We start from the raw sequence: 26,742 nt of genomic DNA, 5'->3' as shown, positions 1-26,742 counted from the left end.
CTTGGGCGCCTGAGTCCTCGGTGGGCCGCTGGGGTGTGGGGGCTTCAGGGTGCCCACGGGCCCGCCGGCCTCGGGGATCCCCTACGGGATCGGTCGGGGCGAGTGCGGGGTGGTTCCGGGTTCCGGTGGAACTCGTGGACCGCCCGCAGCGTTTACCGTGGAAGAGCGGCGCGCGCGTGCTGTGCCGCTGCCCGCTGGAGGAGGAGCGTCGTGGAAGCCGTGATCGCAGTGTTCGCCCTGCTCTTCGTGCTCTTCCTCGCGGTGGGCGCCTGGGCCACGGTGAAGGTGGTCGGCGCCGCGAAGCGCGGTGTGAACCGCACGGTCACCCAGGCCCGCCGCACAGTCGAGGACCACACCCTGCGCGCCAAGTCCTTCGCCCAGCCCGGCCCCGTCGGCGAGATCGCCCAGCTCAGACTGAAGCTGCGCACCTCGATGCGCGCCACCCAGGACGCGCTGCACGCGGGCGTCGGCGAGGACGAGTCGCTGAAGGAGTCCCTGTCCCTCTTCGAGCGGCTCAGCGCCCACGGCCATGAGCTGGACGCCGAGCTGCGCCGCATGGAGTCCGAGCCCGACCGGGAGACCCTCGCCGAGCGGCTGCCGGGCCTGCGGGAGCGCACCGAGCGCATCACCGGCTCGGCCGACTCCCTGCGCTGGGCCGCCCGGGACCGCGCCCGCCGGTTCGCCGACGACGACCTGGACTCGCTCAGCACCCAGATCGACATGGAGGCCGGCGCCCTGCGGCACTGGGACACGGCCACGCCGGACTCCGGCACCGCCACCCCGTCCGCCTCCGCCTCCTCTGCCTCCACCGCCTCCCGGCCCACTCCGCCGCCCTGGCCGGAAGCCCCGTCCTCCTCCGCCGCGGCCGACGATCAGACCTGGCCGGACGACGCCCGCTCGCGGACCGCGGAGGAGCCCACCCGGCCCGCGATCACCCCACCCGCCCCGAGCCCCACCTACCCCTGGCAGAAGAACACCCGCCCCGAGAGCACCACCTGATCACGCCACCCCCGCGAAGGGCTCACCCGGCCGGGCTGCCGCCCCGGCACCACGGCAGGTAACCTCCAGCTCATGTCCCGCCATGTCGCGATCGTCACCGATTCAACGGCCTACCTGCCGCCCCGGGCGATGGAGCGTCATGGCATCACCGCGGTACCGCTGACGGTGGTTCTCGGCGACCGAGCCCTCGAAGAGGGCACGGAGATCTCCACCCGCTCCCTCGCCCAGGCGTTGCAGAAACGACGTCCCGTCACCACCTCCCGGCCCAGCCCGCAGTTGTTCGCCGAGACCTATCGCCGGGTCGCGGAGTCCGGTGCCGACGGCATCGTCTCGCTCCATCTCTCCGCCGAACTCTCCGGCACCTACGACGCCGCGGTCGTCGCCGCCCGCGAGGCCCCGGTGCCGGTACGGGTGGTGGACACCGGGATGATCGCGATGGCCCTCGGCTTCTGCGCGCTCACCGCGGCCGAGACGGCGGAGGCGGGCGGCACGGTGGACGAGGCCGTCACCGCGGCCGAGAAACGCGCCGCGGGTACCGCCGCCTACTTCTACGTCGACACCCTCGACTATCTGCGCCGGGGCGGCCGGATCGGCGCCGCGCAGGCCCTGCTGGGCTCCGCACTCGCCGTGAAACCGCTGCTCCAGCTCCAGGGCGGCCGGATCGAGCCGCTGGAGAAGGTCCGTACGGCGTCCAAGGCGATTGCCCGGCTGGAGGAACTGGCCGCGGAGCGGGCCGGCGCCGGTCAGGTCGATGTCGCCGTCCACCATCTCTCCGCCCCCGACCGGGCGTCGGCGCTCGCGGACCGGCTGCGGGAGCGGGTGCCGGGGATCGCGGATCTGCATGTCAGCGAGGTCGGGGCGGTCATCGGGGCGCACACCGGGCCGGGGTTGCTGGGGGTTGTGGTCTCCGCGCGCTGAGGAGTGGCGGGTTCTGGGGGCCGGGCGCGGGTGAAGTCGCCTGGTGCCGCTGGGCGTTGCCAGGCGGTGGGCGGCCCAGTTCTGTGGATCGAGGGTGTCAATTCACCCGTGTGGGTGGCGGAGTTATCCACAATCGGTCGGTGATCCCCGGGAATTGAGCAAGATCATCGCGGTTCGGGCGAGGTGGTCCATCCTCGCCGCATGGCACTTCGAGCACGTTCACACAGCAGGTCCGCGACCAGTGGTCCCGGTCGTCGTCCGGGTTCCGACAGCCGGAGCCGTCAGCGCCGTTCGCCTGTGCGGGGCAGGGTCCGGCAGCGGCACGCCTCGGCAGGGGAGCTGCGGCGCCGGGCCGATCTGATCTTCGGGGAGACGAGTGCGGTCGAGGAGGCGGGGGTCGGGCCTCCGGGGGTGGAAGCGGCCGGGGCGGACCGGGAGTGGGGGGCGGTCTCCTCGGGGAGGGGCGGTGGCGGGTCGGCCGGGAGCCGGTGGGCGCGGGCCTCGGCGGCGGTGCGGGAGCGGATGCCGGTGTGGTTGCAGGCCAGGGTGGGGCTGGAGCGCCGGAGCGTGGTGGCGCTGACGGTCGTTCTGGTGCTGGCGGCGGGGTTCGCCGTGCATCACTTCTGGACAGGGCGCCCGCAGAGCGTACGGGCGCCGGAGATCGTCGAGGCGGCGGAGCCCTTCGGGAAGGGGAAGGGTGAGGGGGCGAGGGCCGAGACCGGGCCTGGGGGCGGGGTGGCGCCCGGTGGCGGTGAAGCGGCGGGGGCGGCCGGTGGGTTCGTCGTGGTCGATGTCGGTGGCAAGGTGCGGGAGCCCGGGGTGCACCGGCTTCCGGCGGGGTCGAGGGTCGAGGACGCCCTGTCGGCGGCGGGCGGGGTGCGGCCGGGTGCGAAGCTCGGCGGGCTCAACCGGGCGCGGGTGCTGGTCGACGGTGAGCAGGTGGTCGTGGGGGAGCCCGCCCCGCCGGGACCGCCGGTGGGTACGGCCGGGGGCGTGCCCGGTACGGGGACGGGTGCCGCCGGGCCCGTCTCCCTCAACACGGCCACCCTGGAGCAGCTCGACACCCTGCCCGGGGTCGGTCCGGTACTGGCCCAGCACATCCTCGACCACCGCACCCAGCAGGGCGGGTTCCGGTCGGTGGACGAGTTGCGGGACGTCAAGGGGATCGGGGAGCAGCGGTTCGCCGATCTGCGGGATCTGGTCCGGCCGTGACGGGGCTGCGCGGGTCCCCGGGGCGCAGGGCCGTCCACGCGGACGCGGACAGCCGGCTCGGCCACGCTCACCCCCGGCAGGAGGGGCCCACGGACCTGCGGCTCGTCCCGCCCGCGCTGGCGGCCTGGGCGACGGCGGCGCTGGCGCTGGACCTCCCGGCCGGGTGGGTCGCCGGAGTGAGCGTGGGGTGCCTCGTGGGCGCCGGTCTGCTGCTGGTCCCGTGGCGGAGAGGGCGCCCGGAAGGCGCACGGGCGCGGGCGCGGCTGAGGGTCGCGGTCGGGGCGGTGCTGCTGTGCGTCGCAGCGGCGGCGGCGACGGCCGGGGTGCACGGGGCGGATCTGCGCAGCGGGCCGGTGCCGGAGCTGGCGGGCCGGTTCGCTTCGGTGACCGCCGAGGTGAGGGTGACCGCCGATCCACGGCTGTCCCGGCCGAGGATCAGCGGGGATCGCGCCCTGCCGACGTCGGTGCTGGTGCCTGCCGAGGTGGTGGCGGTGGAGGCGGGAGGTGGTGCGGGCGGTGCGGATGCGGCAGGCACGGCGGGCGCGGCGGGTGCGCGGATGTGGATTCGGACCCGGACTCCGGTGCTGGTGATCGTGGACTCAGGGGAGCGGGGTGGTGGGGAGGAAGGGAGCGGTAGCGGGGCGGACTCGGGGGCTTCCGGGGGTCGGGCGGCGGCGGCCGGGGCCTCGCGCGACGGCGGGGCGGTCGTGGACGGGACTGCTGACGCGGGCGGGGCGGTCGTGCGGTCGCCGTGGCTGGGGCTGCTGCCCTCGACGCGGGTCCGGGTGGAAGGGCGGCTGGGGCCGGTGACGGCGGGGGACGGGCGGCTGGCGGCGGTGCTGCGGGTGCGGGATCCGGCGGTGCCCGAGGTGGTGGCGGGGCCCAGTGCCACCCAGCGGTTCGCGGGGAGACTGCGGGCCGGGCTGCGGGAGGCGACCGACGGACTGCCGGCCGACGCGCGGGCGCTGCTGCCGGGGCTGGTCGTCGGGGACACCTCGCGGATCACGCCGGAACTGGACGAGGCGTTCAAGGAGACCGATCTCACGCATTTACTGGCAGTATCCGGGAGCAACCTCACCATCGTCCTGGCCCTGCTCCTCGGGCCGCCGGGGCTGGCGCAGCGGGCGGAGCGGCGGGGCGGCGCGGCCCGGTTCGGGCTCTCGTTGCGGGCGACGGCGGTGTGCGGCGGGGTGCTCACCCTGGCCTTCGTGGTGGTGTGCCGGCCGGATCCGAGTGTGCTGCGGGCGGCTGCCTGCGGGGCGGTCGTCCTGCTCGCCCTGGCCACCGGGCGACGCCGGTCACTGATCCCGGCGCTGGCCACGGCCGTGCTGCTGCTGGTGCTGTACGACCCGTGGCTGGCCCGGAGTTACGGCTTCCTGCTCTCGGTGCTGGCGACGGGGGCGCTGCTGACGCTGGCCCCTCGATGGAGCGTGGCGCTGCGGCGGCGCGGGGTGCCGCCCCGGCTCGCGGAGGCGCTGGCGGCGGCGGGCGCGGCGCAGGTGCTGTGTGCTCCGGTGGTGACGGTGCTGTCGGCGCGGGTCAGCCTGGTGGCGGTGCCGTGCAATCTGCTGGCGGAGTTCGCGGTCGCACCGGCGACGGTGCTGGGGTTCGCGGCGCTGGCGGCGGCGCCGCTGGCGCTGCCCGTGGCGCAGGTGCTGGCGTGGTGTGCGGGCTGGCCCACCGGCTGGATCGCCGGGATCGCGCGGACCGGGGCGGCGCTGCCGGGCGCCGGGATCGACTGGCCGGGGAGCTGGGCGGGCGCGGCGCTGCTGGCGCTGGTGACGGCGGGGGCGCTGTACGCCGGGCGGCGGCTGGTGGCGCGGCCCTGGCTGTGCGCGGTGTGCGTGCTGCTGCTGGCCCTGGTCGTGGTGCGGCCGGCACCGTTGACCCGGGTGATCACGGGGTGGCCGCCCCCGGGGTGGCGGCTGGTGATGTGCAATGTGGGGCAGGGCGACGCGACCGTGCTGGCGGCGGGGGAGGGCAGCGGGGTGGTGGTGGACGCCGGGCCCGACCCCGGTGCGGTGGACCGCTGTCTGCGCGCGCTCGGCATCACCCGGGTGCCGCTCGTTGTCCTCACCCACTTCCACGCCGACCATGTGGCGGGGCTGCCGGGGGTGCTGCGGGGCCGCGCCGTGGCGGCGATCGAGACGACCGGGCACGAGGAACCGGCCGATCAGGCGGCGTTCGTGCGGCGGGAGGCGGCGGCCCGGGGCGTTCCGGTGCGGCGGGCGGTCGCGGGGGAGGTGCGCGGCGCGGGCGGCGGGCTGGGCTGGCAGGTGCTGTGGCCGCCGCGCGGACCGGTGCCGTCCCCGGAGGGGCCGAACGACGCGAGTGTGACGATGCTGGTCCGTTCCGGCGGACTGCGGATGCTGCTGCTCGGGGACCTCGAACCCCCGGCCCAGCGGGCGCTGCTGAGAACTCCGGCGGCGGCCCTGCTACGCCGGGTGGACGTCCTGAAGGTGGCTCATCACGGCTCGGCGTACCAGGATCCCGGGCTGCTGCGCGTGGTGGCGCCGAGGCTGGCGCTGATCAGTTGCGGCCGGGGCAACCGCTACGGGCATCCCGCGCCGAGTACGGTCGCGGCGCTCGGATCGGCGGGCGCGCGGGTGCTGCGCACGGATCGGGACGGGGCGGTGGCGGTGGCGGGTGGAGACGGGACGCTTCGGGTGGCGGGAGACTGATGGCATGAATTCCGCACAGGTTGATGCATATCTCCGCCGACTGGGCGTCGAGCACCCGGCGTGGCCGACCGTCGATGTCCTGCGTGAGCTGCATCTGCGCCACCTCCAGAGCGTCCCCTTCGAGAACCTCTCGCTGCACCTGGGCGAGCCGATCGTCCTGGGGGAGAAACAGTTGGTGGACAAGCTGGTCGGGGCCCGCAGGGGAGGTTTCTGCTACGAACTCAACGGGGCGTTCGCCGCGCTGCTGAAGGCGCTCGGCTTCGATGTCACCCTGCTCGCCGGGCGGGTGTACGGGGACGAGGGGCGCACCACCGGGATCCCGTACGACCATCTGGCGCTGCGGGTGCGGACGGTGGACGGGGGCGAGTGGCTGGCGGACGTCGGGTACGGGTCGCTGAGCCACTGGCCGCTGACCTTCGGCGACCGGGGCGAACAGACGGACTCCGCGGGGTTGTTCCGGATCGTCGAGGCGGGGCCGGACCGGGCCGGGGTGCGGGGCGGGTCGGCGTCGGCGGACGGCGACCTGGACATCCTCAAGAACGGCCGGCCCGAGTACCGGCTGGAGGTACGGCCGCGGGTGCTCGCCGACTTCACCGCCGGGGCCTGGTGGCACAGCACCTCGCCGGATTCGCATTTCGGACGGTCACTGGTGTGCTCCCGGGTCACGGAGGAGGGCGGGCGGATCACGCTGGCCGGGCGCAGGCTGACGGCGACGGCCCCCGACGGGACGCGCGAGGTGCGGGCACTGGAGTCGGACGCGGAGGTGCTGGGGGCGTACCGGGAGTGGTTCGGGATGGTGCTGGAGGAGGTGCCGAGGGTGCGGGAGCGTTGATCCGGGGGCCGTTGACCCCGGGGCCGTTGGCCTGGAGGCTGTCGATCCGGGGATTGCTGGTCCGGGGCCGCTGCTGGTCTGGGGAGCGCAGGTCCGGGGGTCGCTGGTCCGGGGTGTTGGCCGGCGGGCAGTTGGCCCGAGGGGCGTTGACCGGGGCCGTTGACCGGGGGCGTTGCCTGGTGGTCGGCCGGTCCGGGTCCCTGCGGGTGGCTCGGAGGCGGCCCGGGACGGCCCCGAGGCGGCAGACGGTCGGCATCGGCCGGCTGTGAGATGCCCGCCCGGAATACCGCATCATTCTGTGCGATACCTGTGTGAAACGTGTGTATGGGGCTACTCGGTCGTAGTGCCAGCACACGTGCTGGTTTCCGGTGATCTGGACTCGTGTTGCCTCTAATGCCACATCGGTGGTCGAATGTTTCTTCGGTAACGGGGACGTCGAGTGGTGCAGAGGTGTCGCAGATGATCGGCCGCTGGCTGGGGAGCCGGACGAAGCGGGTGCAACGGAACAGTCCGCTGGCGGCGGTTCGGATGCCGCCACAGGCCGGGGTGCTGAGCTGCCGGGTGATCGACCCGGTCAACGAGCCGGTGCGCAACGCGGAGTTCGTGGTCAGTGACGCCATGGGGCGCACGGTGGTGAGCGGGAGCACGGACCCCTTCGGGTCGTTCGTCACCGCGGTACCGGCCGGGGAGTACCGGCTGGCGGTGTCGGCCGAGGGGTTCACCCCGTTCCGGGCCGCCGTCACCGTCACCCCGGACGCGCTCGCCTCGCTGGGCGATGTGACGCTCCAGGTCGCCGCGCCGCCCCAGTTGCCGGGCTCCGGCGACTGGGAGGTGGAGCCGATGCACTCCTCCATCGCCTTCACCGCTCGGCACATCGGGCTGGCCCGGATCCACGGCCGGTTCAACGCGTTCGCCGGGGCGGTGCGGATCGCGGATCAGATGGACCAGTCCGCGATGCATGTGGTGATCGACGCGGCCTCCATCGACACCAATGTGCGGATGCGGGACGACCATCTGCGGTCGGCGGACTTCCTGGATGTGGCGCGGTTCCCGACGATCGAGTTCTACAGCGACCGGTTCGTCCACCGGGGCGGGAACAAGTGGGCCGTCACCGGGGCGCTGTCGCTGCACGGCGTGACCCGTACGGTCACGCTGGAGACCGAGTACCTGGGACTCGGCAACGGCATGGAGGGCGAGACGCGGGCCGCCTGCCGCGCCACGACCGAACTCCACCGCGACGACTTCACGGTGAGCTGGCAGACCATGCTGGCCCGGGGGATCGCGGTCGTCGGCCCGAGCATTCGGATCGAACTGGATGTGCAGATCGTGCCCAAGCAGATGGCGGCCACCGGCTGAGCCGCCTGAGCTGCCTGGGTTGCCTGGGTCGGTTGGGTCGGCTGAGTGGGGATGCCGGGATCCGGTGATTCCGGGGTGCCGGGGTGCCGTGATCCGGTGATCCCGGGGCCCGGGGATCCGGAGGTCGTTCCGAGCGGGCCGTGCGGGCGAGGGTGGGCCATGGCGGAAAATGGCGCGGTGAGCGATGTGAGACATGTGCTGGTGCTGCCCGACCGCGAGGCCGCGGAGGAGGCCGCCGAGGCGCTTCTGGAGCGGTTCGGCACCGATGAGCGACCCCGGCCGGTGCGGGACGCGCTGGCCGGTGAGGACGACGCCGAGGACGCCCAGTGGCTGCTGGCGCTGAGCGACCCGGACGGACGCCTCGACGCCGCTGCGCTGGACGCGTTCGCGGGGGAGTGGGAAGGGTGGCGGGAGGAACCCTGAGGGGGGTCCGCCCGGATGGGTCGGCCCGGACGGGGCCGATCGGGAGTGGGCGCGCCCGGAGATGGTCCGCCGGGAGTCGGCGCCCGTCCGGGGGTGGCTCACGAGGAGTTGGCGCGCCCCGGAGATGGTCGGCTGGGAGCCGCCGGGCCCGGACGGGGTCGGTCGGGAGTCGGCGCGCGCCTGGAGGTGATCCCCCGGGACTCGGCGCGCGTCTGGAGGTGGCCCCCCGGGAGTCGGAGCGTCCGGAGACGGTCGGCCGGGAGTCGGCGCCCACCCAGAGGCGGTCCGCCTGGAGCAGGCGCCCACTCAGAGGCGGTCCGCCGGGAGACGACTCGCCCGATCGTGGTCCCCTCGCCAGGGACGGTCCCCCCAGGTCCCCCCAGAGACGGTCCACCCCCGGGACGGCGGCCCTCCCGGAGGCGGAGCGCCCCCGGCGTTGTCAGTGCCGCGTGCCATGCTTGTCGTGATGGCCAGGAAGACTGCTGACAATGACCCGCTCGCCCCGGTGACCCTTGCCGTGGGCCAGGAGGACCTGCTGCTCGACCGTGCCGTGCAGGAGGTGGTGGCCGCCGCGCGGGCCGCCGACGCCGACACGGACGTACGGGATCTGACCCCGGACCAGTTGCAGCCCGGCACGCTGGCCGAGCTGACCAGTCCCTCGCTCTTCGCCGAGCGCAAGGTCGTGGTGGTGCGCAACGCACAGGATCTCTCGGCCGACACGATCAAGGACGTCAAGGCGTATCTCGGGGCGCCCGCCGAGGAGATCACGCTCGTCCTGCTGCACGCCGGCGCGGCCAAGGGCAAGGCCCTGCTGGACGCCGCGCGCAAGGCGGGGGCGCGGGAGGTGGCGTGCCCGAAGATGACCAAACCGGCGGACCGGCTGGCGTTCGTCAGAGCGGAGTTCCGGGCGCTCGGGCGGTCGGCGACACCGGAGGCGTGCCAGGCGCTGGTCGATGCCATCGGGAGCGATCTGCGGGAGCTGGCGTCGGCGGTGGCGCAGTTGGTCGCGGATGTCGAGGGCACGATCGACGAGGCCGTCGTCGGGCGGTACTACACGGGGCGGGCGGAGGCGTCCAGCTTCACCGTCGCCGACCGGGCGGTGGAGGGCCGGGCCGCCGAGGCGCTGGAGGCGCTGCGCTGGTCCCTCTCGACGGGCGTGGCGCCGGTACTGATCACCAGCGCGCTGGCCCAGGGCGTGCGGGCGATCGGGAAGCTGTCGTCGGCCCGGGGCGGGCGGCCCGGGGATCTCGCCCGGGAGCTGGGCATGCCGCCCTGGAAGATCGACCGGGTGCGGCAGCAGATGCGGGGCTGGACACCGGACGGGGTGTCGACGGCACTGCGGGCCATCGCGGAGGCGGACGCGGGCGTGAAGGGGGGCGGGGACGATCCCGGGTACGCGTTGGAGAAGGCGGTGGTGGCGGTGGCGCGGGCCGCGCGGATGCGGGGGCGGTGAGGGCGGGGGCCTGGGCGGCGGAGGGGCCGCCGCCCAGGGTGCGCCGTGCTATCGCTGGCCACCAGCCACCAGCCACCAGCCACCAGCCACCAGCCACCAGCCACCAGCCACCAGCCACCAGCCACCAGCCACCAGCCACCAGCCACCAGCCACCCCAGCCCCCAGCCACTCCCAGCCATCAGTCGTCGGTCACCCGTCACCCATCACTAGTCGTCGGTCACCCGTCGTCGGTCACCCGTAACCCGTCGTCGCCCACCGGCCACCCGTCACCTGGAGTTCGAGGAGCCGCGGCCACCGCCCATCTCCCTCGCCCACCGGATCCCCGGCCTGGATCCCCGCCCCGACAGACAAGAACCCCGCCCCCACCCCACCCCGAACCCCATCCCGAACCCCGCCCCCGGACACACAAAAACTCCGCCCCACCCCCGGGGAAGGGTGGCGGGACGGAGCCTTCGGTTGATGCGTAAGAGACCACGCCCGCGTGGCGAACGCAGGCCGCGCGTGGTCATTCAGGATGCCGGTCGGGGGCGGATGAGAGAGGGCCCGCCCGTGATCCTCCCGGCGGCCGGATCCCGCGGAGCGAACCGCGTGGAACCGGTCGGGCCCCGGCGGGGGCCCGTCAGATCAAGAAAGGATCAGCCCTTGAGAGACGCGACCTTCGACGCCAGCGCCGACTTCTTGTTGGCGGCCTGGTTCTTGTGGATGACGCCCTTGGAGACGGCCTTGTCGAGCTGACGCGCGGCAGCGCGCTGGTACTCGGTGGCCTTCTCGACGTCACCCGCGGCAGCGGCCTCACGGGCCTTGCGGATCGCGGTCTTCAGGGAGGACTTGACGGCCTTGTTGCGCAGCCGGGCCTTCTCGTTGGTCTTGATCCGCTTGATCTGGGACTTGATGTTCGCCACGAATGAGCCTTTGCAGGTTCTGGTGCGGGGCCGCGGGGGTCCCGTACCGATGATGATTACCGACGATCACCGGTCGATGACCGATGATTTCTGCTGGAGTGCCTCGCGCAGAGGGGCATGAGACACAGCGGCCCAGACTACCAGCGGGTCCAGGGGCGGCCCAAACCGGCCGCCGGTCGCCGCCCATGGGACCATGGACGCGGACCATAGCGGACCATAGAAGCTCAGACGCTACGTGTCGATCCGAGTGTCGATCCGACCCGAGGCATAAGGCGCCTCAAGAGACAGGACCCTGCGTGCCCGCGACCCCTAACCATGTGCCCGAGCCGAGCCGTACCGACCCGGCTCTGATCCGCAATTTCTGCATCATCGCGCACATCGACCACGGCAAGTCCACGCTCGCCGACCGGATGCTCCAGCTCACCGGCGTGGTCGAGCAGCGGCAGATGCGTGCTCAGTACCTCGACCGGATGGACATCGAGCGCGAGCGCGGCATCACGATCAAGTCCCAGGCGGTCCGGCTGCCGTGGGCCCCGACCCACGACAAGACCAACACGCACATCCTCAACATGATCGACACCCCCGGGCACGTCGACTTCACCTACGAGGTCTCGCGGTCCCTCGCCGCCTGCGAGGGCACGGTCCTCCTGGTCGACGCCGCCCAGGGCATCGAGGCCCAGACCCTCGCCAATCTCTACCTGGCGATGGAGAACGACCTCACGATCATCCCCGTGCTCAACAAGATCGACCTGCCGGCCGCGCAGCCCGAGAAGTTCTCGGAGGAGCTGGCGAACCTGGTCGGGTGCGACCCGGACGACGTGCTGAAGGTCTCCGCCAAGACCGGGCTCGGTGTCGAGGCACTGCTGGACAAGGTGGTCGCCGAGGTCCCGGGGCCGGTCGGCGTCAAGGACGCGCCCGCCCGCGCCATGATCTTCGACTCGGTCTACGACTCGTACCGCGGTGTGGTGACGTACGTCAGGGTCATCGACGGCCAGCTCAACCGGCGTGAGCGGATCCGGATGATGTCCACCGGCGCCACCCACGAGCTGCTGGAGATCGGCACCAACTCGCCCGAGATGCTCCCGGCCGACGGGCTCGGGGTCGGCGAGGTGGGCTATCTGATCACCGGGGTGAAGGACGTCCGCCAGTCCAAGGTCGGTGACACCGTCACCAGCCAGCACAAGGGCGCCACCGAGGCGCTCGGCGGCTACAAGGACCCGAAGCCGATGGTCTTCTCGGGCCTGTATCCGCTGGACGGCTCCGACTACCCCGAGCTGCGCGAGGCCCTCGACAAGCTCCAGCTCAACGACGCCGCCCTCGTCTACGAGCCGGAGACCTCCGCGGCGCTCGGCTTCGGCTTCCGCGTCGGCTTCCTGGGCCTCCTCCACCTCGATGTGATCCGGGAGCGGCTGGAGCGCGAGTTCGGCCTCGATCTGATCGCCACCGCGCCCAACGTGGTGTACCGGGTGATCATGGAGGACGGCGCCGAGCACATCGTCACCAACCCGAGCGAGTTCCCCGAGGGCAAGATCCAGGAGGTCCACGAGCCGGTCGTCCGGGCCACCGTCCTCGCGCCGACCGAGTTCATCGGCGCGATCATGGAGCTGTGCCAGACCCGGCGCGGCACCCTGCTCGGGATGGACTACCTCTCCGAGGACCGGGTCGAGATCCGCTACACCCTGCCGCTCGCGGAGATCGTCTTCGACTTCTTCGACCAGCTCAAGTCCAAGACCCGCGGGTACGCCTCGCTGGACTACGAGCCCACCGGCGAGCAGGAGTCGTCCCTGGTCAAGGTGGACATCCTGCTGCACGGCGACAAGGTCGACGCCTTCTCCGCGATCACCCACAAGGACCAGGCGTACGCGTACGGTGTCCGGCTGGTCGCCAAGCTCAAGGAGCTGATCCCGCGGCAGAACTTCGAGGTGCCGGTGCAGGCCGCCATCGGCTCCCGGGTGATCGCCCGCGAGACCATCCGCGCCATCCGCAAGGACGTCCTCGCCAAGTGCTACGGCGGTGACATCTCCCGTAAGCGGAAGCTGCTGGAGAAGCAGAAGGAGGGCAAGAAGCGGATGAAGATGGTGGGCGCGGTGGAGGTGCCGCAGGAGGCGTTCATCGCGGTGCTCTCCAGCGACGACGGCTCTTCGGCGAAGGCGAAGAAGTGAAGCAGTGGAGCAGTGAAGAGTTCAAGAGGTGAAGAAGTGAAGAAGTGATGCGGCAGCGGGCGCTCCGCTGAGCTGGCCGGGGCCTGCCGCACACCTTCTGTGCGGCAGGCCCCCGGGCTGTTGCGGGGGCGCTGGGCCCGGTCTGCTCGCGGGGGGCGGTGGCGCCTGTCCGGCGCGGCGGCGATCGGCTCTGTGGCGGTGCCGACCCGGCTCGTTCCGGCCGGGGCGATGACCCCGGGGAAACACCCCGATCCCCCAACAACTCACCAAGCCCGGAGCCTTACGCGCAGGCCGGTAGCCCTCTACTCTGTCCCTGCCCGCTAGTTACTCGCGAGTTAAACAAGAGCGCGTGGGTAGGAACGGGTGAGCGAGCGATGACAACAGCCGCCCCGGAGGACGTCGTGACCGACACACAGACCTTGATCGAGAACCGGCCGCCGTCCGTCGCGGGCCTCTTCCTGGAACGGGTCTCGGCCACGCCGGACGCCGAGGCGTACCGTCACCCCGTACCGGCCGCCTCCGGTCAGGGCCCGGACGACTGGAAGTCGCTGACCTGGGCGCAGACCGCCGAGCGCGTGTACGCCATCGCCGCCGGGCTGATCGAACTCGGCGTCGAGCCCGAGCAGCGGGTCGCGCTGGCCGCCGCCACCCGCATCGAGTGGATCCTCGCCGACCTCGGCATCATGTGCGCCGGCGCCGCCACCACCACCGTCTATCCGCAGACCAACGCCGGGGAATCGGCGTACATCCTGGCCGACTCCGGCAGCCGGGTGCTGATCGCGGAGAACGCCGAGCAGCTCGCCAAGGCGGTCGAGAAGCGGGCCGAGCTGCCCGAGCTGACCCATGTCGTGGTGATGGACGCCGAGGGCGTGGACACCGGGGACGACCGGGTGCTCACCCTCGCCGACCTGGAGGCGCGCGGCGCCGCCCGGCTGGAGAAGGACCCCGACCTGGTCACCAAGCGGGTCGGCGCCATCACCAGGGACCAGCTCGCCACCCTCATCTACACCTCCGGCACCACCGGCCGCCCCAAGGGGGTCCGGCTGCCCCACGACAACTGGTCGTACATGGCGAAGGCCATCGCCGCGACCGGGCTGGTCGGCAAGGACGATGTCCAGTACCTGTGGCTGCCGCTCGCGCATGTCTTCGGCAAGGTGCTCACCTCGGGACATATCGAGGTGGGGCACGTCACCGCCGTCGACGGCCGGGTCGACAAGATCATCGAGAATCTCCCGGTGGTGCGGCCGACGTACATGGCAGCCGTGCCCCGGATCTTCGAGAAGGTCTACAACGGGGTCGCCGCGAAGGCCCGCGCGGGCGGACCCGCCAAGTCCAGGATCTTCCAGTGGGCGGCCGGGGTCGCCCGGGAGTACGCCAAGGTCTCCCAGGACAACTTCCGGCGCACCGGTTCGCGGAGCGTGCCGTTCGGGCTCGGCGCCAGGCACAAGGTGGCCGACACGCTGGTCTACGCCAAGCTGCGGGACGCCTTCGGCGGGCGGCTGCGCGCCTGTGTGTCGGGGTCGGTGGCGCTGGCCCCGGAGATCGGCTACTTCTTCGCCGGCGCGGGCATCCACATCCTGGAGGGCTACGGGCTGACGGAGTCCTCCGCCGCGTCCTTCGTGAACCCCGGCGAGGCCTACCGCACCGGCACCGTCGGCAAGCCGCTGCCCGGCACCGAGGTCCGGATCGCCGAGGACGGCGAGATCCTGCTGCGCGGCCCCGGCATCATGGAGGGCTACCACGGGCTTCCGGAGCAGACCGCCGAGGTGCTGGAGCCGGACGGCTGGTTCCACACCGGTGACATCGGGGAACTCTCGCCCGACGGCTATCTGCGGATCACCGACCGCAAGAAGGACCTCTTCAAGACCTCCGGCGGCAAGTACGTGGCGCCGACCGAGATCGAGGGCTCGTTCAAGTCGGTCTGCCCCTACGTCTCCAACATCCTGGTGCACGGCGCCGACCGGAACTACTGCACCGCCCTGATCGCCCTCGACGAGGTCTCCCTCCTCCAGTGGGCCGGGGAGAACGGCCTGGAGGGCCGCCCGTACGCCGAGGTGGTGGCCGCGCCCGCCACGGTGGCGATGGTCGAGGGGTACGTCCAGCAGCTCAACGCCGGGCTCCAGCGCTGGCAGACGATCAAGAAGTTCCGTCTGCTGCCCAGGGATCTGGACATCGAGCACGGCGAGATCACCCCGAGCCTGAAGCTGAAGCGGCCGGTGGTGGAGCGGGAGTACCGGCACCTGCTGGAGGAGATGTACGAGGGAGCGCGCGAGAAGTAGCCGGACCCCGCACCGGGGCGGCACCGCCCCGCGTCGAACCATGGGGCGCGGGGCACGAACTTGACCGCAGGACACCCCTTCCGCAACCGATTCCGTCCGGTTTCGTACACCCCCCTGCCCGGGAACTCACCCATGCCGGCCCACTTCGGTAACTCGGCGCTTATGAACGTGGTCGGTCTGTCACCCTGTCGGCATCGATCGCGGGGTTTCGTCCGAGCTGTTCGGGGAGCTGCCCATGGGGGCCATTCCGGCGCAACGGGAGAGCGTGGGGCCGGGGAGCGGCGGGTACGGGGGGTGCGGAGGATGCGGGGACGCCCCCGTACCGCCCCCACGGGACGCCGTCTTCCCCTCCGACCCCACGCACCCGTCCCTGCCCAATCCCGCACACCCGCCCCGGCCCGACCTGGCACACCCGTCCCGGCCCGACTTGCCGCACCCGCACCCGTCCCCGCCCGGTCCCGCACGCCCACCCCTCCCCGACCCCTCACCCCCCTCCGACCTCACCCTCCGCGCCACCCTCTGCGGCGGGCCGCTCGCCCCGGGGGCCGCCCGGGGGCTCGTGCGGGCCGCGCTCACCGAGTGGGGCGCGCGGGAGCTGCGCGGGGGCGGGCCGCGGCAGGTGGACGACACCCTCGCCGTGGTGAGCGAGCTGGTGACCAACGCCGTCATCCACGCCGGGACCGACATCGAGCTGGCCTGCCGTCTCGACACCGTCTCCGGTGATCTGTACGTCGAGGTCAGCGACCACCACCCGTCCCGCGCCCCGCGCGAGGGCCCCGCCGACGACACCCCCGAGTACGGGCGCGGCCTGCGCATGGTCGCCGCGCTCTCCCTGGAGTGGGGCGTCACCTACCGCCGGGGCGGCAAGACCGTCTGGTCCCGCCTTCCCGCCGAGGAGATCGAGCCGTACGACGATCCGCGCGGACCCGGACTCGCCGCGCTGCTCGCGCCCGAACCGCGCCGGGGCGACGGCGACCGCGACTGGCTCGGCCGGGGCGCCCTGACGTTCCTCGCCGAGGCGTCCGATCTGCTCGCCGGACAGCTCGACGAGGACCTCGTGGCCGCCCTCACCGGGCAGCTCCTGGTCCCCCGCCTCGCCGACTGGTGCGCGATCTGGCTGGAGGACGAGGCCATGGGCCGCGGCTGGGGTGACACCCCGCCCGGTGCCCGGCTGGCCCGCGTCTGGCACGGCAGCGAGGACCGGATCGAGGAACTCCGCCGGGCCCTGGAGAAGGAGCCGCCGCTCCCCGGCACCGGGATGCCCGGCGGCCCCGAGCCCTACCCCTGGCCCGGCCAGAGCCTCGGCGGACCCGGCGCGCAGGGCACCCAGGGCACCGCACTGGCGTACCGGCTGGTCGCGGCGGGACGGCCGCTCGGCACGCTGGTCATCGGGCGGTGCGGCGGCCCCTGCTTCCCCGACGAGGTCGTCGGACTGGTCGAGGACCTCGGCCGCCGGGTCGCGCTCGCCATCGGCGCCGCCCGCCAGTACGCCCGGCAGGCCACCATCAGCGCCGTGCTCCAGCGCGGACTGCTGCCCGGCGCGGTCGCCGAGATCCCCGGCGTGCGCAGCGCCCTCGTCTACGAGCCGTGCGACAAGGGCGGCCCCAGCGGCGACTTCTACGACCTCTTCCCGGCCGGTGACGGCCGCTGGTGCTTCGCGGTCGGCGATGTGCAGGGCAAGGGCCCCGAGGCGGCCGTCGTGATCGGGCTGGCCCGGCCCTGGCTGCGGCTGCTGGCCCGCGAGGGCTACCGGGTCGCCGACGTCCTGGACCGCCTCAACCAGCTCCTCCTGGACGACGCCACCGAGGCCGCCGACGCCGCGGCCCGCGCCCTCGCCGGTCCGGTCGCCCCCTTCGACGGCCCCCAGACCCGGTTCCTGTCCCTCCTCTACGGCGAGCTGACCCCGTTCGACGGCGGCATCCGCTGCACCCTCGCCTCCGCCGGGCATCCGCTGCCGCTGCTGCTGGGGCCCGACGGCAGCGTCCGCACCGCCGCCGTGCCGCAGACCCTGCTCGGGGTGGTCGAGGACGAGACGTACACCAGCGAGACCTTCGCGCTGCGGCCCGGGGACAGTCTGCTGTGCGTCACCGACGGGGTGACCGAGCGGCGCAGCGGCTCCCGCCAGTTCGACGACGGCGACGGACTGGCCACCGCGCTGTCCGGCTGCGCCGGGCTGAGCGCGGAACTGATCGCCGAGCGGATCAAGCGCCTGGTCCACGATTTCGGCGGCGGCGCCCCGGAGGACGACCTCGCCCTCCTGGTCCTCCAGGCGGAATGAGCGGCCCACGCCCGGTCGGCCGGGCGGGCGGCGCCGGGCGGGGCCGGGCCGGGAGGAGCGCCTACCGGGACGGGGGTCCCGGCCCCGGTACCGCCCGCTCCTGCATCGCCCGCCCGGGGAGCACCCGGCCCCGGCACCGCCCAGCCCGGGAGCGCCCGCCCGGGGAGCGCCTGGCCCCTGCATCGCCCGCCCGGGGAGCGCCCGGCCCCTGCACCGCCCGGCCCGGCACCGCCCGCCCCGGGACCCCCGTCCGTGCGGGACAATGGAGGACATGCCCTCCGCCCTTCCCGACGGCGACCCCGTCCCCGCCGACGGCTCGCTGCCCGCGTCCGCGCTCGCCGGGGCCGCGGACCGCCCCCTCGGCTTCTATCTCCACGTCCCGTACTGCGCGACCCGCTGCGGCTACTGCGACTTCAACACCTACACCGCGACCGAGCTGCGCGGCACCGGCGGCGTCCTCGCCTCCCGGGACAACTACGCCGACACCCTGATCGACGAGATCCGCCTCGCCCGCAAGGCCCTCGGCGACGACCCCCGCGAGGTCCGCACGGTCTTCGTCGGCGGCGGCACGCCGACCCTGCTGGCCGCCGCCGATCTGGTACGGATGCTGGGGGCGATCCGGGCCGAGTTCGGGCTCGCGGCGGACGCGGAGATCACCACCGAGGCCAACCCGGAGTCGGTCGACCCGGCCTATCTCGCCACCCTGCGCGCGGGCGGCTTCAACCGGGTCTCCTTCGGCATGCAGAGCGCCCGCCGGCACGTCCTGAAGGTCCTGGACCGCACCCACACCCCCGGCCGCCCCGAAGCCTGCGTCGCGGAGGCCCGCGAGGCCGGTTTCGACCACGTCAACCTGGACCTGATCTACGGCACGCCCGGCGAGTCCGACGACGACTGGCGCGCCTCCCTCGACGCGGCCCTGGCCGCGGGCCCGGACCACATCAGCGCCTACGCCCTGATCGTCGAGGAGGGCACGCAGCTCGCCCGCCGCATCCGCCGCGGCGAGATCCCGATGACCGACGACGACGTCCACGCCGACCGCTATCTGATCGCTGACGCCGTCCTCGCGGAGGCCGGATTCGACTGGTACGAGGTGTCCAACTGGGCCACCTCGGACGCCGCCCGCTGTCTGCACAACGAGCTGTACTGGCGCGGCGCCGACTGGTGGGGCGCGGGACCCGGCGCCCACTCCCACGTGGGCGGGGTGCGCTGGTGGAACGTCAAGCACCCGGGCGCGTACGCGGCGGCGCTGGCCCAGGGCCGCTCACCGGGCGCGGGCCGCGAACTCCTCTCCGCGGAGGACCGCAGGGTGGAGCGGATCCTGCTGGAGCTGCGGCTGCGCGACGGCGTTCCCCTGGGCCTGCTCCGGGCCAAGGGCCGCGAGTCCGCCGCCGACGCCCTCTCCGCCGGACTCCTGGAACCGGCCCCGTACGCCGCCGGCCACGCGGTACTGACCCTGCGGGGGAGGCTGCTGGCGGACGGGGTGGTGAGGGATCTGGTGGACTGATCACCCGGGAGGGTGACTCGGGGCGGAACGGAAGTTCGGGCTCTAGCCTGATCCGTAGGCTGTCCGCGTTTTTGCGGCGGCGGAGAGCGGAGGATCACGGAGATGACCGCTGTGGATGATCGCCAGACGCACGAAGCCTACGAGAATCTCGTCATTCCCGAAGGCTTCAAAGCCGAGCTCATCCGGGGGGAAATCGTGATGATGGCCGGGCCCGACAAGGTCCACAACCGCATCGTCCAGTCCGTGCAGGACCAGATCCCCGCTGACCGCTGGGACCGGCTCCAGACCCAGGACGTGGCCTTTCCGGAGCTGAACAGCGAGCCTCAGCCGGATCTCGTCGTCCTGGAACTCGGTGCCGATGACAGCGCGGGGCGCCTCGTCCCCGCCCCGGCCGTGACCCTGCTGCTCGAGGTCGTGTCCCGGACCAGCGCCAACCGGGACTATGTGCGCAAGCGGGCCCTTTACGCCGCGGGACGCATCCCCGTCTACCTGATCATCGATCCGTTCCAGGCCAAGTGCGTCGTGCTGTCGCAGCCGTCCGGTGACGGACTCACGGCCGACTACCTCGACGAACACTCCCGGAAGTTCGGCGACCCGGTGTGGCTGCCCGTCGTGGACATCGAGCTGGACACCAGCAGGTTCGGCACTCTTCCACCGCTCACTCTGGTGCCGTAACGAAATCGATCAGCTCCTCCACCCTCCCCAGCAGCTCCGGCTCCAGATCCCGGTACGAACCGATCCGCTCCAGGATCGCCCCCCACACCGCGCCCGTGTTCTGTGCCGGCCAGCCCAGCGCCCGGCACACCCCCGTCTTCCAGTCCTGCCCCCGGGGCACCTTCGGCCAGGCCGGGATGGAGAGCGCGGAGGGCTTCACCGCCTCCCAGATGTCGATGTACGGATGGCCCACCACCAGGGCGTGATCACTGGTCACGGACCCGGCGATCCGCCACTCCTTGGTGCCGGGCACCAGATGGTCCACCAGGACGCCGAGGCGGGCATCAGGGCCGGGGTCGAACGCGGCGACGATCGCCGGCAGATCATCGACCCCCTCCAGGTACTCCACCACCACGCCCTCGATCCGCAGATCGTCGCCCCACACCTTCTCGACCAGCTCGGCGTCGTGCCGCCCCTCGACATAGATACGGCCCGCACGGGCCACCCGCGCGCGGGCGCCCGGTACGGCGACCGAGCCGGAGGCGGTGCGGGCGGGCCGCACCGGGCCCGCGCCGGACGGCGGCCGGACCAGCGTGACCACCCGGCCCTCCAGCAGAAAGCCCCGCGGCTCCAGCGGGAACACCCGGTGCTTGCCGAAGCGGTCCTCCAGCGTCACCGTCCCCGCCTCGCAGCGGATCACCGCCCCGCAGAAACCGGTACCGGGCTCCTCCACCACGAGACCGGGCTCCGCCGGAACCTCGGGCACGGGCTTCTGCTTCTTCCACGGCGGGGTGAGATCCGGAGAGTACGGGCGCATTCGGATGACGATAGTTCCGGACCCGGGGAAGCCGCAGCCGGGTCAGGGCGACACGCCGAAACGCTCCGCCAGCGCCTCCCGCTGCTCCCGCACGAACCCCGCCCCCACCACCGCCCCGTGACCGGGCACATACAGGGCGTCCTCCCCGCCCAGCGCCAGCAGCCGGTCCAGCGCCGCCGCCCACCGTCCCGGCACCGCGTCCGGCCCCGCCTGCGGAGGCCCGGACTCCTCGACCAGGTCACCGCAGAACACCACCGCCGGATCACCCGGCACCAGCACCGCCAGATCGCAGCCGGTGTGCCCGGGACCGGCGTTCACCAGCAGCACCCGGGTACCGCCGCCCAGGTCGACCGCCCGCTCGCCGGTGATCTCCCGGGTGGGCCCGGACAGCAGGGCGGCGGCCCGTGCCGCGTCCGCCTCCGGCAGCCCGTGGCGCACCGCGTCCGCCCGCAGTTCCTCCCGCGCCTCCGCGCCGGTCAGCGCCGCCGCCAGCCCGGCCGCGCCGAACACCTCGGCCTCCCCGAACGCCGCCATGCCGAACACGTGGTCGAAGTGGGCGTGGGTGAGGGCGAGATGGGTCACCGGCCCGCCCGCCAGCCGCTCCGCCCCCTCCCGCAGTGCGGCCCCTTCCCCCGCGCTCGACCCCGCGTCGATCAGCAGCGCGGCGCCCTCCCCGCGCACCAGCCCCACCGTGCAGTCCCAGCCCGGCAGCCGGCACCGTCCGACACCGGACCGCAGCCGTTCCCAGCCCAGCTCTTCCCAAGTGACCGTCATACGGCGACGCTAGCGGTACGCCCCGCCCCGCCCCGTGCCTGCCCGCCCGGCCACCCCGTACGGCCCGTAGGGACCGGTCTTGCCCGGCCCGCACCCCACCGCCGTACACTGGGCCGGGCAGGGTTGGCACTCGATGGTGCCGAGTGCCAGGGACAGCACCGGGGTAGACGGTGATGGACGGGGAGCGGGACGACAGCCGCAGGAGGTGTGCGCGGGATGCTCAGTGAACGAAGGCTCCAGGTGCTGCGCGCCATCGTCCAGGACTACGTCGGCACCGAGGAGCCCGTCGGCTCCAAGGCGCTCACCGAGCGGCACAACCTGGGCGTCTCCCCGGCCACCGTGCGCAACGACATGGCGGCGCTGGAGGACGAGGGCTTCATCGCGCAGCCGCACACCTCCGCCGGGCGCATCCCGACCGACAAGGGCTACCGGCTCTTCGTCGACAAGCTCGCCGAGGTCAAGCCGATGTCCGGCGCCGAGCGCCGCGCCATCCACAGCTTCCTGGACGGCGCCGTCGACCTGGACGACGTCGTGGGGCGCACGGTACGGCTGCTCGCCCAGCTCACCCGGCAGGTCGCCGTCGTCCAGTACCCCTCGCTGACCCGGTCCACGGTCCGCCATGTCGAACTGCTGGCGCTGGCGCCCGCGCGCGTGATGCTGGTCCTGATCACCGACACCGGCCGGGTCGAGCAGCGGCTCGTGGACTGCCCGGCGCCGTTCGGCGAGGCGTCGCTCGCGGATCTGCGGGCCCGGCTCAACAGCAGGGTGGCCGGCCGCCGCTTCCCGGATGTGCCGACCCTCGTCCAGGATCTGCCCGAGAGCTTCGAAGCCGAGGACCGGGGTACGGTCCAGACGGTACTCTCCACACTCCTGGAGACGCTGGTCGAGCAGACCGAGGAGCGCCTGATGATCGGCGGCACGGCCAATCTCACCCGCTTCGGACATGATTTCCCCCTCACCATCCGCCCCGTCCTGGAGGCGCTGGAGGAACAGGTCGTCCTCCTCAAACTGCTGGGCGAGGGGATGGATTCGGGCATGACCGTGCGGATCGGTCATGAGAACGCCCATGAGGGACTCAACTCCACCTCCGTCGTGTCGGTGGGCTACGGTTCGGGCGGCGAGGCGGTTGCCAAGCTCGGCGTGGTCGGACCGACCCGCATGGATTACCCGGGAACGATGGGAGCGGTACGCGCAGTGGCACGGTACGTCGGACAGATCCTGGCGGAGTCGTAAGTGGCCACGGACTACTACGCCGTTCTCGGCGTGCGCCGCGACGCGTCGCAGGAAGAGATCAAGAAGGCGTTCCGGCGGCTCGCACGCGAGCTGCACCCGGACGTCAACCCGGACCCGAAGACCCAGGAGCGGTTCAAGGAGATCAACGCCGCTTACGAGGTGCTCTCCGACCCGCAGAAGAAGCAGGTCTACGACCTCGGCGGCGACCCCCTCTCGCAGGCGGGCGCCGGTGCGGGCGCGGGCTTCGGCGCGGGCGGCTTCGGCAACTTCTCGGACATCATGGACGCGTTCTTCGGCACGGCGTCGCAGCGCGGACCGCGCTCGCGCACCCGCCGCGGCCAGGACGCCATGATCCGGATCGAGATCGAGCTGGACGAGGCCGCCTTCGGCACGACCAAGGACATCCAGGTCGACACCGCGATCGTCTGCTCCACCTGCAACGGCGAGGGCGCCGCCCCCGGCACCACCGCGCAGACCTGTGACATGTGCCGCGGCCGGGGCGAGGTCTCCCAGGTAACCCGGTCCTTCCTGGGCCAGGTCATGACCTCCCGCCCCTGCCCCCAGTGCCAGGGCTTCGGCACGGTCGTGCCGACCCCCTGCCCGGAGTGCGCGGGCGACGGCCGGGTCCGCTCCCGGCGCACCCTCACCGTGAAGATCCCGGCCGGTGTCGACAACGGCACCCGCATCCAGCTCGCCGGAGAGGGCGAGGTCGGCCCCGGCGGCGGCCCCGCCGGAGACCTCTACGTCGAGATCCACGAACTGCCGCACTCGGTCTTCCAGCGCCGCGGCGACGATCTGCACTGCACGGTCACCATCCCCATGACCGCGGCCTCCCTCGGCACCAAGGTGCCGCTGGAGACCCTCGACGGCATGGAGGAGGTCGACATCCGGCCCGGTACTCAGTCCGGCCAGTCGATCCCCCTGCACGGCCGGGGCGTGACCCATCTGCGCGGTGGCGGACGCGGCGATCTGATCGTCCATGTCGAGGTGCAGACCCCGACCAAGCTCGACCCCGAGCAGGAGCGGCTGCTGCGCGAACTGTCCAAGCTGCGCGGCGAGGAGCGGCCCACGGGCCAGTTCCAGCCGGGCCAGCAGGGGCTGTTCTCCCGGCTGAAGGACGCGTTCAACGGACGCTGAGCGATGCGTGCGGCTCCGCCGGGTCACCGGGTGCTGCGGGCGGCAGCCCGCTCTCCGGGGAGCCGGGGTCCGGCGTCGGCCCCACCCGCGGGTGGGGTGCGCGCGGGCCGGCCCCGGCCCGGTGGGTGATCCACTGCGGGGCTCGGCAGGCGCGGACCAGGGCAGGGCCGCGCCGGGCCCGGGGTGATCCGGAGTCGCTCCCGTCCGGCCCGGAGCGGGGCGCCGTCCGGGTTCAGGGCCGTTGAGGAGTGTGCCCGGTGCGGTTCAGTGACCGCCCCTGTGCGGTCCCGGCCGGGTCCCGATGAGGTCCACAGCGCCGCCTCGTGTGGTCCAGCGCTTTCCGACCCCGTGCCGTCCAGTGGCCGACCCGGGTGATCTGCAACCCCACCCCGCCCGGTCCAGTACCAGACCTCCGCGCGGTCCGGAAAAACCACCCCCTCCCCACCCCCTGAACTCACCCCCGCGTTTGTCCCCATCCGTCCCCATGCCGCTGGCCTATGCCGGGCGTAAGGCCGGATTCGGACCTTCACCGGGGACGTGACAACATGCGGTCATGTCCTCCGCGCTGACCGATCTCTTTCCGCACCCGATCGTGCAGGCCCCCATGGCGGGCGGCGTCTCCGTGCCGCATCTGGCGCTCGCCGTGTCCGAGGCCGGCGGGCTCGGGTTCCTCGCCGCCGGGTACAAGACGGCCGACGGCATGTACCAGGAGATCAAGCAACTGCGCGGGCTCACCAACAAGCCCTTCGGCGTCAACCTCTTCATGCCCCAGCCCGACACCGCCGACCCCGCCGCCGTCGATGTCTACGCCCATCAACTGGCCGGTGAGGCCGCCTGGTACGAGGCCGAGCTGGGCGACCCCGACAGCGGGCGCGACGACGGCTACGACGCCAAACTCGCCGTACTCCTCGACAACCCCGTACCCGTGGTCTCGTTCCACTTCGGGGTGCCCGCGCCCGAGGTGCTGGAGGCGCTGCGCCGGGCCGGCACCCTCACCCTGGTCACCGCGACCACCCCCGAGGAGGCCCTCGCCGTGCAGCGGGCCGGGGCGGGCGGGGTGATCGCCCAGGGGCTGGAGGCAGGCGGCCACCAGGGCACCCACCGCGACCTCGCCGAGAACGACGGCTCCGGGCTGGGCCTGCTCTCCCTGGTGGCGCAGATCCGCGAGGCCGTCGCCCTGCCGATCGTCGCCGCCGGGGGCATCATGCGCGGCGCCCAGATCGCCGCCGTCCTCGCCGCGGGCGCCCAGGCCGCCCAGCTCGGCACCGCCTTCCTCATCACCCCCGAGTCCGGCGCCAACGCCCTGCACAAGCGGGCCCTCATCGACCCGCTCTTCGCCCGCACCCAGCTCACCCGCGCCTTCTCCGGCCGCCCGGCCCGCGGCCTGGTCAACCGCTTCCTGCGCGAGCACGGCCCCTACGCCCCCTCCGCCTACCCCGAGATCCACCATCTGACCTCGCCGCTGCGCAAGGCCGCCGCCAAGGCCGGGGACGCCCAGGGCATGGCCCTGTGGGCCGGGCAGGGGCACCGCATGGCCCGGGAGATGCCCGCCGCCCAGTTGATCGAGGTGCTGGTCGCCGAACTCGCCGCGACCCGCACCGCGGTGTCCGCCCCCGGCGGTGCCGGATGACCGCCCCGGTCTTCGTCGTCCCGCACTTCGACGCCGGGGACGGCGGACGGTACGTGCTGGACGGCGCCGAGGGCCGCCACGCCGTCTCCGTGAAGCGGCTGCGGCCCGGCGAGGACGTGATCCTCACCGACGGCGCGGGCCGCTGGGCGGACTGCGTGGTCACCGGCACCGAGGGCAAGGACCGGCTGATCGTCCGGATGGACGGTGTCGGGGAGGACCCGGCGCCCGAGCCCCTCCTCACCGTCGTCCAGGCACTGCCCAAGGGCGACCGCGGGGAGGTCGCCGTCGAGACCATGACCGAGGTCGGGGTCGACGCGATCGTGCCCTGGGCCGCGACCCGCTGCATCACCCAGTGGAAGGGCGAACGCGCCGCCAGGGGCCTGGCCAAGTGGCGGAACACCGCCCGGGAGGCCGGTAAGCAGTCCCGCCGCACCCGCTTCCCCGAGGTCACCGCCCTCCACACCGGCAAGGAGGTCGCCGGACTGCTCGCCCGCGCCGACTTCGCCGCCGTGCTCCACGAGAGCGGCGAGAACACCCTCGCCACGGCCGAACTGCCCGCCACCGGCACGATCGTGCTGGTCGTCGGACCCGAGGGCGGCGTCACCCCCGAGGAACTCGCGCTGTTCGAGGCGGCCGGGGCCCGCCCCCACCGGCTCGGCCCGACCGTCCTGCGCACCTCGACCGCAGGCACCGCCGCCGCCGCACTCCTCCTGGGCCGCACCGGACGCTGGTCGTCCTGACCGCCGTACCGAAACTCCCGCCGGGAGGGGCGCCCGCCGTACGGCCGGGTCGCCCCGGGTGACCCGGATGCGTACTACCGCGACGGCCCCGACGATGGCAGGCTGCCCTTCATGGGGGCAGCACAGCGGTTATGGCGGACGGTACGGCGGACCCCGACCCGGGGCCGGGCCCGGACCCGGCGGACGGCCGGGGTCGCCCTGGGCGTGCTGCTCGGCGCGGGCGCGACCGTCGCCTGCGAACCGGCCAACACCCTGTCCACCGCGACGATCTCCTTCACCAGCGACGCGCTCCTCACCCGGGAACTGGAGCGCCGCGACCACCCGGTCCGCTGGCTCACCTGCACCGCCGAGTACGGCGACCGCGCCACCCCCAGCCCCTCCGCGAGCGAGGACACCGTCGCCGATGTCGACTGCGAGGGCCAGACCACCGACGGCAAGGACATCTCCGTCACCGGCAGCGTCACCCGGGCCGTGAACGGGGCCTGTGTCCGGGGCGACCTCACCGCCGAGGTCGACGGCAAGCGGCTCTTCCAGGTCAGCGCCCTCGGCGACTGCGACGCCACCGGCGCCCCGCCGGTCAACCAGCCGGGCGGCGGCGCCGGACCCACCACCACGGTGACCGTCACCCGGACCGTCTACTGCCAGAGCGACCCCCAGTGCTGGCCAGAGGGCAAATGACCCGTCCCGTCCGCGGGGACCGGGTCCGCTCCGCGCCAGGGCCGCGGCAAGTGATCCCAAACCCCTGTGCGGAACCGCCG

General features: G+C 73.2%; 21 protein-coding genes. 18 read left to right on the top strand and 3 right to left on the bottom strand.

Annotated features, from left to right (window positions below):
* Positions 1 to 210 precede the first annotated feature (210 nt).
* The 8 genes from AB0O01_RS05085 to holA all read left to right on the top strand — a co-directional run bounded on the left by AB0O01_RS05085 (position 211) and on the right by holA (position 9,874).
* Positions 211 to 999 carry a hypothetical protein gene (locus AB0O01_RS05085; protein WP_365311057.1) on the top strand — a complete coding sequence of 263 codons (789 nt, stop codon included), beginning with the start codon at positions 211 to 213 and terminating at the stop codon, positions 997 to 999.
* A 72-nt stretch (positions 1,000 to 1,071) separates the two neighbouring features.
* Positions 1,072 to 1,917: a DegV family protein gene (locus tag AB0O01_RS05080; protein ID WP_365311056.1), complete on the top strand. Its 846-nt coding sequence runs from the start codon at positions 1,072 to 1,074 to the stop codon at positions 1,915 to 1,917.
* Between the two features lie 201 nt (positions 1,918 to 2,118).
* The gene (locus AB0O01_RS05075; protein ID WP_365311054.1) at positions 2,119 to 3,129 is read left to right on the top strand and encodes a ComEA family DNA-binding protein; all 1,011 of its coding nucleotides are present in this window, start codon (positions 2,119 to 2,121) and stop codon (positions 3,127 to 3,129) included.
* Positions 3,126 to 5,810, top strand: a complete 2,685-nt coding sequence (locus AB0O01_RS05070) for a ComEC/Rec2 family competence protein (RefSeq protein WP_365311053.1) — start codon at positions 3,126 to 3,128, stop codon at positions 5,808 to 5,810. Before AB0O01_RS05075 ends, AB0O01_RS05070 begins: the two co-directional genes overlap by 4 nt.
* A 4-nt stretch (positions 5,811 to 5,814) precedes the next feature.
* On the top strand, positions 5,815 to 6,642 hold the full coding sequence (locus AB0O01_RS05065) for an arylamine N-acetyltransferase (RefSeq protein ID WP_365311052.1): 828 nt from the start codon (positions 5,815 to 5,817) through the stop codon (positions 6,640 to 6,642).
* 459 nt (positions 6,643 to 7,101) lie between these two features.
* Positions 7,102 to 7,998: a YceI family protein gene (locus AB0O01_RS05060; RefSeq protein WP_365311249.1), complete on the top strand. Its 897-nt coding sequence runs from the start codon at positions 7,102 to 7,104 to the stop codon at positions 7,996 to 7,998.
* Between the two features lie 177 nt (positions 7,999 to 8,175).
* The gene (locus AB0O01_RS05055) at positions 8,176 to 8,421 is read left to right on the top strand and encodes a hypothetical protein (protein ID WP_365311051.1); all 246 of its coding nucleotides are present in this window, start codon (positions 8,176 to 8,178) and stop codon (positions 8,419 to 8,421) included.
* A 466-nt stretch (positions 8,422 to 8,887) separates the two neighbouring features.
* On the top strand, positions 8,888 to 9,874 hold the full coding sequence (gene holA, locus AB0O01_RS05050) for a DNA polymerase III subunit delta (RefSeq protein ID WP_365311050.1): 987 nt from the start codon (positions 8,888 to 8,890) through the stop codon (positions 9,872 to 9,874).
* A gap of 635 nt (positions 9,875 to 10,509) precedes the next feature.
* Here the strand turns inward: holA and rpsT are convergent.
* On the bottom strand, positions 10,510 to 10,776 hold the full coding sequence (gene rpsT / locus AB0O01_RS05045) for a 30S ribosomal protein S20 (protein WP_015660447.1): 267 nt from the start codon (positions 10,774 to 10,776) through the stop codon (positions 10,510 to 10,512).
* Between the two features lie 296 nt (positions 10,777 to 11,072).
* Here rpsT and lepA point away from each other — a divergent pair, with 296 nt between their 5' ends.
* From lepA to AB0O01_RS05020, 5 genes are all read left to right on the top strand, one after another.
* Positions 11,073 to 12,938: a translation elongation factor 4 gene (gene lepA / locus AB0O01_RS05040; RefSeq protein ID WP_365311049.1), complete on the top strand. Its 1,866-nt coding sequence runs from the start codon at positions 11,073 to 11,075 to the stop codon at positions 12,936 to 12,938.
* A 401-nt stretch (positions 12,939 to 13,339) separates the two neighbouring features.
* Positions 13,340 to 15,217 (top strand): AMP-dependent synthetase/ligase, encoded by a 1,878-nt coding sequence (locus tag AB0O01_RS05035; RefSeq protein WP_365311048.1) that lies wholly within the window; start codon positions 13,340 to 13,342, stop codon positions 15,215 to 15,217.
* Positions 15,218 to 15,776: 559 nt separating this feature from the next.
* A complete protein-coding gene (locus tag AB0O01_RS05030) occupies positions 15,777 to 17,495 on the top strand; it encodes a SpoIIE family protein phosphatase (protein ID WP_365311248.1) in 1,719 nt (572 codons plus the stop codon).
* A 271-nt stretch (positions 17,496 to 17,766) separates the two neighbouring features.
* Positions 17,767 to 18,999 carry a radical SAM family heme chaperone HemW gene (gene hemW / locus AB0O01_RS05025; protein WP_365311047.1) on the top strand — a complete coding sequence of 411 codons (1,233 nt, stop codon included), beginning with the start codon at positions 17,767 to 17,769 and terminating at the stop codon, positions 18,997 to 18,999.
* Between the two features lie 102 nt (positions 19,000 to 19,101).
* Entirely contained in the window at positions 19,102 to 19,674 is a 573-nt protein-coding gene (locus AB0O01_RS05020; RefSeq protein WP_365311046.1) for a Uma2 family endonuclease, read from the top strand.
* Here AB0O01_RS05020 and AB0O01_RS05015 read toward each other — a convergent pair.
* Both AB0O01_RS05015 and AB0O01_RS05010 read right to left on the bottom strand, forming a co-directional pair.
* Positions 19,658 to 20,470, bottom strand: a complete 813-nt coding sequence (locus AB0O01_RS05015) for a DUF3097 domain-containing protein (RefSeq protein ID WP_365311045.1) — start codon at positions 20,468 to 20,470, stop codon at positions 19,658 to 19,660. The two genes, AB0O01_RS05020 and AB0O01_RS05015, sit on opposite strands and share 17 nt — an antisense overlap.
* Positions 20,471 to 20,512: 42 nt before the next feature.
* The gene (locus AB0O01_RS05010) at positions 20,513 to 21,244 is read right to left on the bottom strand and encodes an MBL fold metallo-hydrolase (protein ID WP_365311044.1); all 732 of its coding nucleotides are present in this window, start codon (positions 21,242 to 21,244) and stop codon (positions 20,513 to 20,515) included.
* Between the two features lie 216 nt (positions 21,245 to 21,460).
* Here AB0O01_RS05010 and hrcA point away from each other — a divergent pair, with 216 nt between their 5' ends.
* The 5 genes from hrcA to AB0O01_RS04985 all read left to right on the top strand — a co-directional run bounded on the left by hrcA (position 21,461) and on the right by AB0O01_RS04985 (position 26,662).
* Entirely contained in the window at positions 21,461 to 22,477 is a 1,017-nt protein-coding gene (gene hrcA / locus AB0O01_RS05005) for a heat-inducible transcriptional repressor HrcA (protein WP_365311043.1), read from the top strand.
* Positions 22,478 to 23,614, top strand: a complete 1,137-nt coding sequence (dnaJ, locus tag AB0O01_RS05000) for a molecular chaperone DnaJ (RefSeq protein ID WP_355731536.1) — start codon at positions 22,478 to 22,480, stop codon at positions 23,612 to 23,614.
* 553 nt (positions 23,615 to 24,167) lie between these two features.
* Positions 24,168 to 25,244 (top strand): nitronate monooxygenase, encoded by a 1,077-nt coding sequence (locus AB0O01_RS04995; RefSeq protein ID WP_365311042.1) that lies wholly within the window; start codon positions 24,168 to 24,170, stop codon positions 25,242 to 25,244.
* Entirely contained in the window at positions 25,241 to 25,984 is a 744-nt protein-coding gene (locus AB0O01_RS04990; protein WP_365311041.1) for a 16S rRNA (uracil(1498)-N(3))-methyltransferase, read from the top strand. Before AB0O01_RS04995 ends, AB0O01_RS04990 begins: the two co-directional genes overlap by 4 nt.
* A gap of 204 nt (positions 25,985 to 26,188) precedes the next feature.
* Positions 26,189 to 26,662, top strand: coding sequence for a hypothetical protein (locus AB0O01_RS04985; RefSeq protein ID WP_365311039.1), 474 nt, complete (start codon positions 26,189 to 26,191; stop codon positions 26,660 to 26,662).
* Positions 26,663 to 26,742: the final 80 nt, after the last annotated feature.

The sequence above is a fragment of the Streptomyces sp. NPDC093252 genome, assembly GCF_040683675.1.
Classification (GTDB): domain Bacteria; phylum Actinomycetota; class Actinomycetes; order Streptomycetales; family Streptomycetaceae; genus Streptomyces.
Note: the sequence above shows the minus strand (reverse complement) of the source record. Positions and strands in the feature narration are given on the sequence as shown.

Coding starts and splice junctions, on each gene's coding strand:
- AB0O01_RS05065 (WP_365311052.1), top strand. CDS start 5,815: ATGAATTCCGCACAGGTTGATGCATATCTCCGCCGACTGGGCGTCGAG.
- AB0O01_RS05060 (WP_365311249.1), top strand. CDS start 7,102: ATGATCGGCCGCTGGCTGGGGAGCCGGACGAAGCGGGTGCAACGGAAC.
- AB0O01_RS05020 (WP_365311046.1), top strand. CDS start 19,102: ATGACCGCTGTGGATGATCGCCAGACGCACGAAGCCTACGAGAATCTC.
- hrcA (WP_365311043.1), top strand. CDS start 21,461: ATGCTCAGTGAACGAAGGCTCCAGGTGCTGCGCGCCATCGTCCAGGAC.
- AB0O01_RS05015 (WP_365311045.1), bottom strand. CDS start 20,470: ATGCGCCCGTACTCTCCGGATCTCACCCCGCCGTGGAAGAAGCAGAAG.
- AB0O01_RS05010 (WP_365311044.1), bottom strand. CDS start 21,244: ATGACGGTCACTTGGGAAGAGCTGGGCTGGGAACGGCTGCGGTCCGGT.
- AB0O01_RS05075 (WP_365311054.1), top strand. CDS start 2,119: ATGGCACTTCGAGCACGTTCACACAGCAGGTCCGCGACCAGTGGTCCC.
- holA (WP_365311050.1), top strand. CDS start 8,888: ATGGCCAGGAAGACTGCTGACAATGACCCGCTCGCCCCGGTGACCCTT.
- AB0O01_RS04995 (WP_365311042.1), top strand. CDS start 24,168: ATGTCCTCCGCGCTGACCGATCTCTTTCCGCACCCGATCGTGCAGGCC.
- AB0O01_RS04990 (WP_365311041.1), top strand. CDS start 25,241: ATGACCGCCCCGGTCTTCGTCGTCCCGCACTTCGACGCCGGGGACGGC.
- hemW (WP_365311047.1), top strand. CDS start 17,767: ATGCCCTCCGCCCTTCCCGACGGCGACCCCGTCCCCGCCGACGGCTCG.
- AB0O01_RS05080 (WP_365311056.1), top strand. CDS start 1,072: ATGTCCCGCCATGTCGCGATCGTCACCGATTCAACGGCCTACCTGCCG.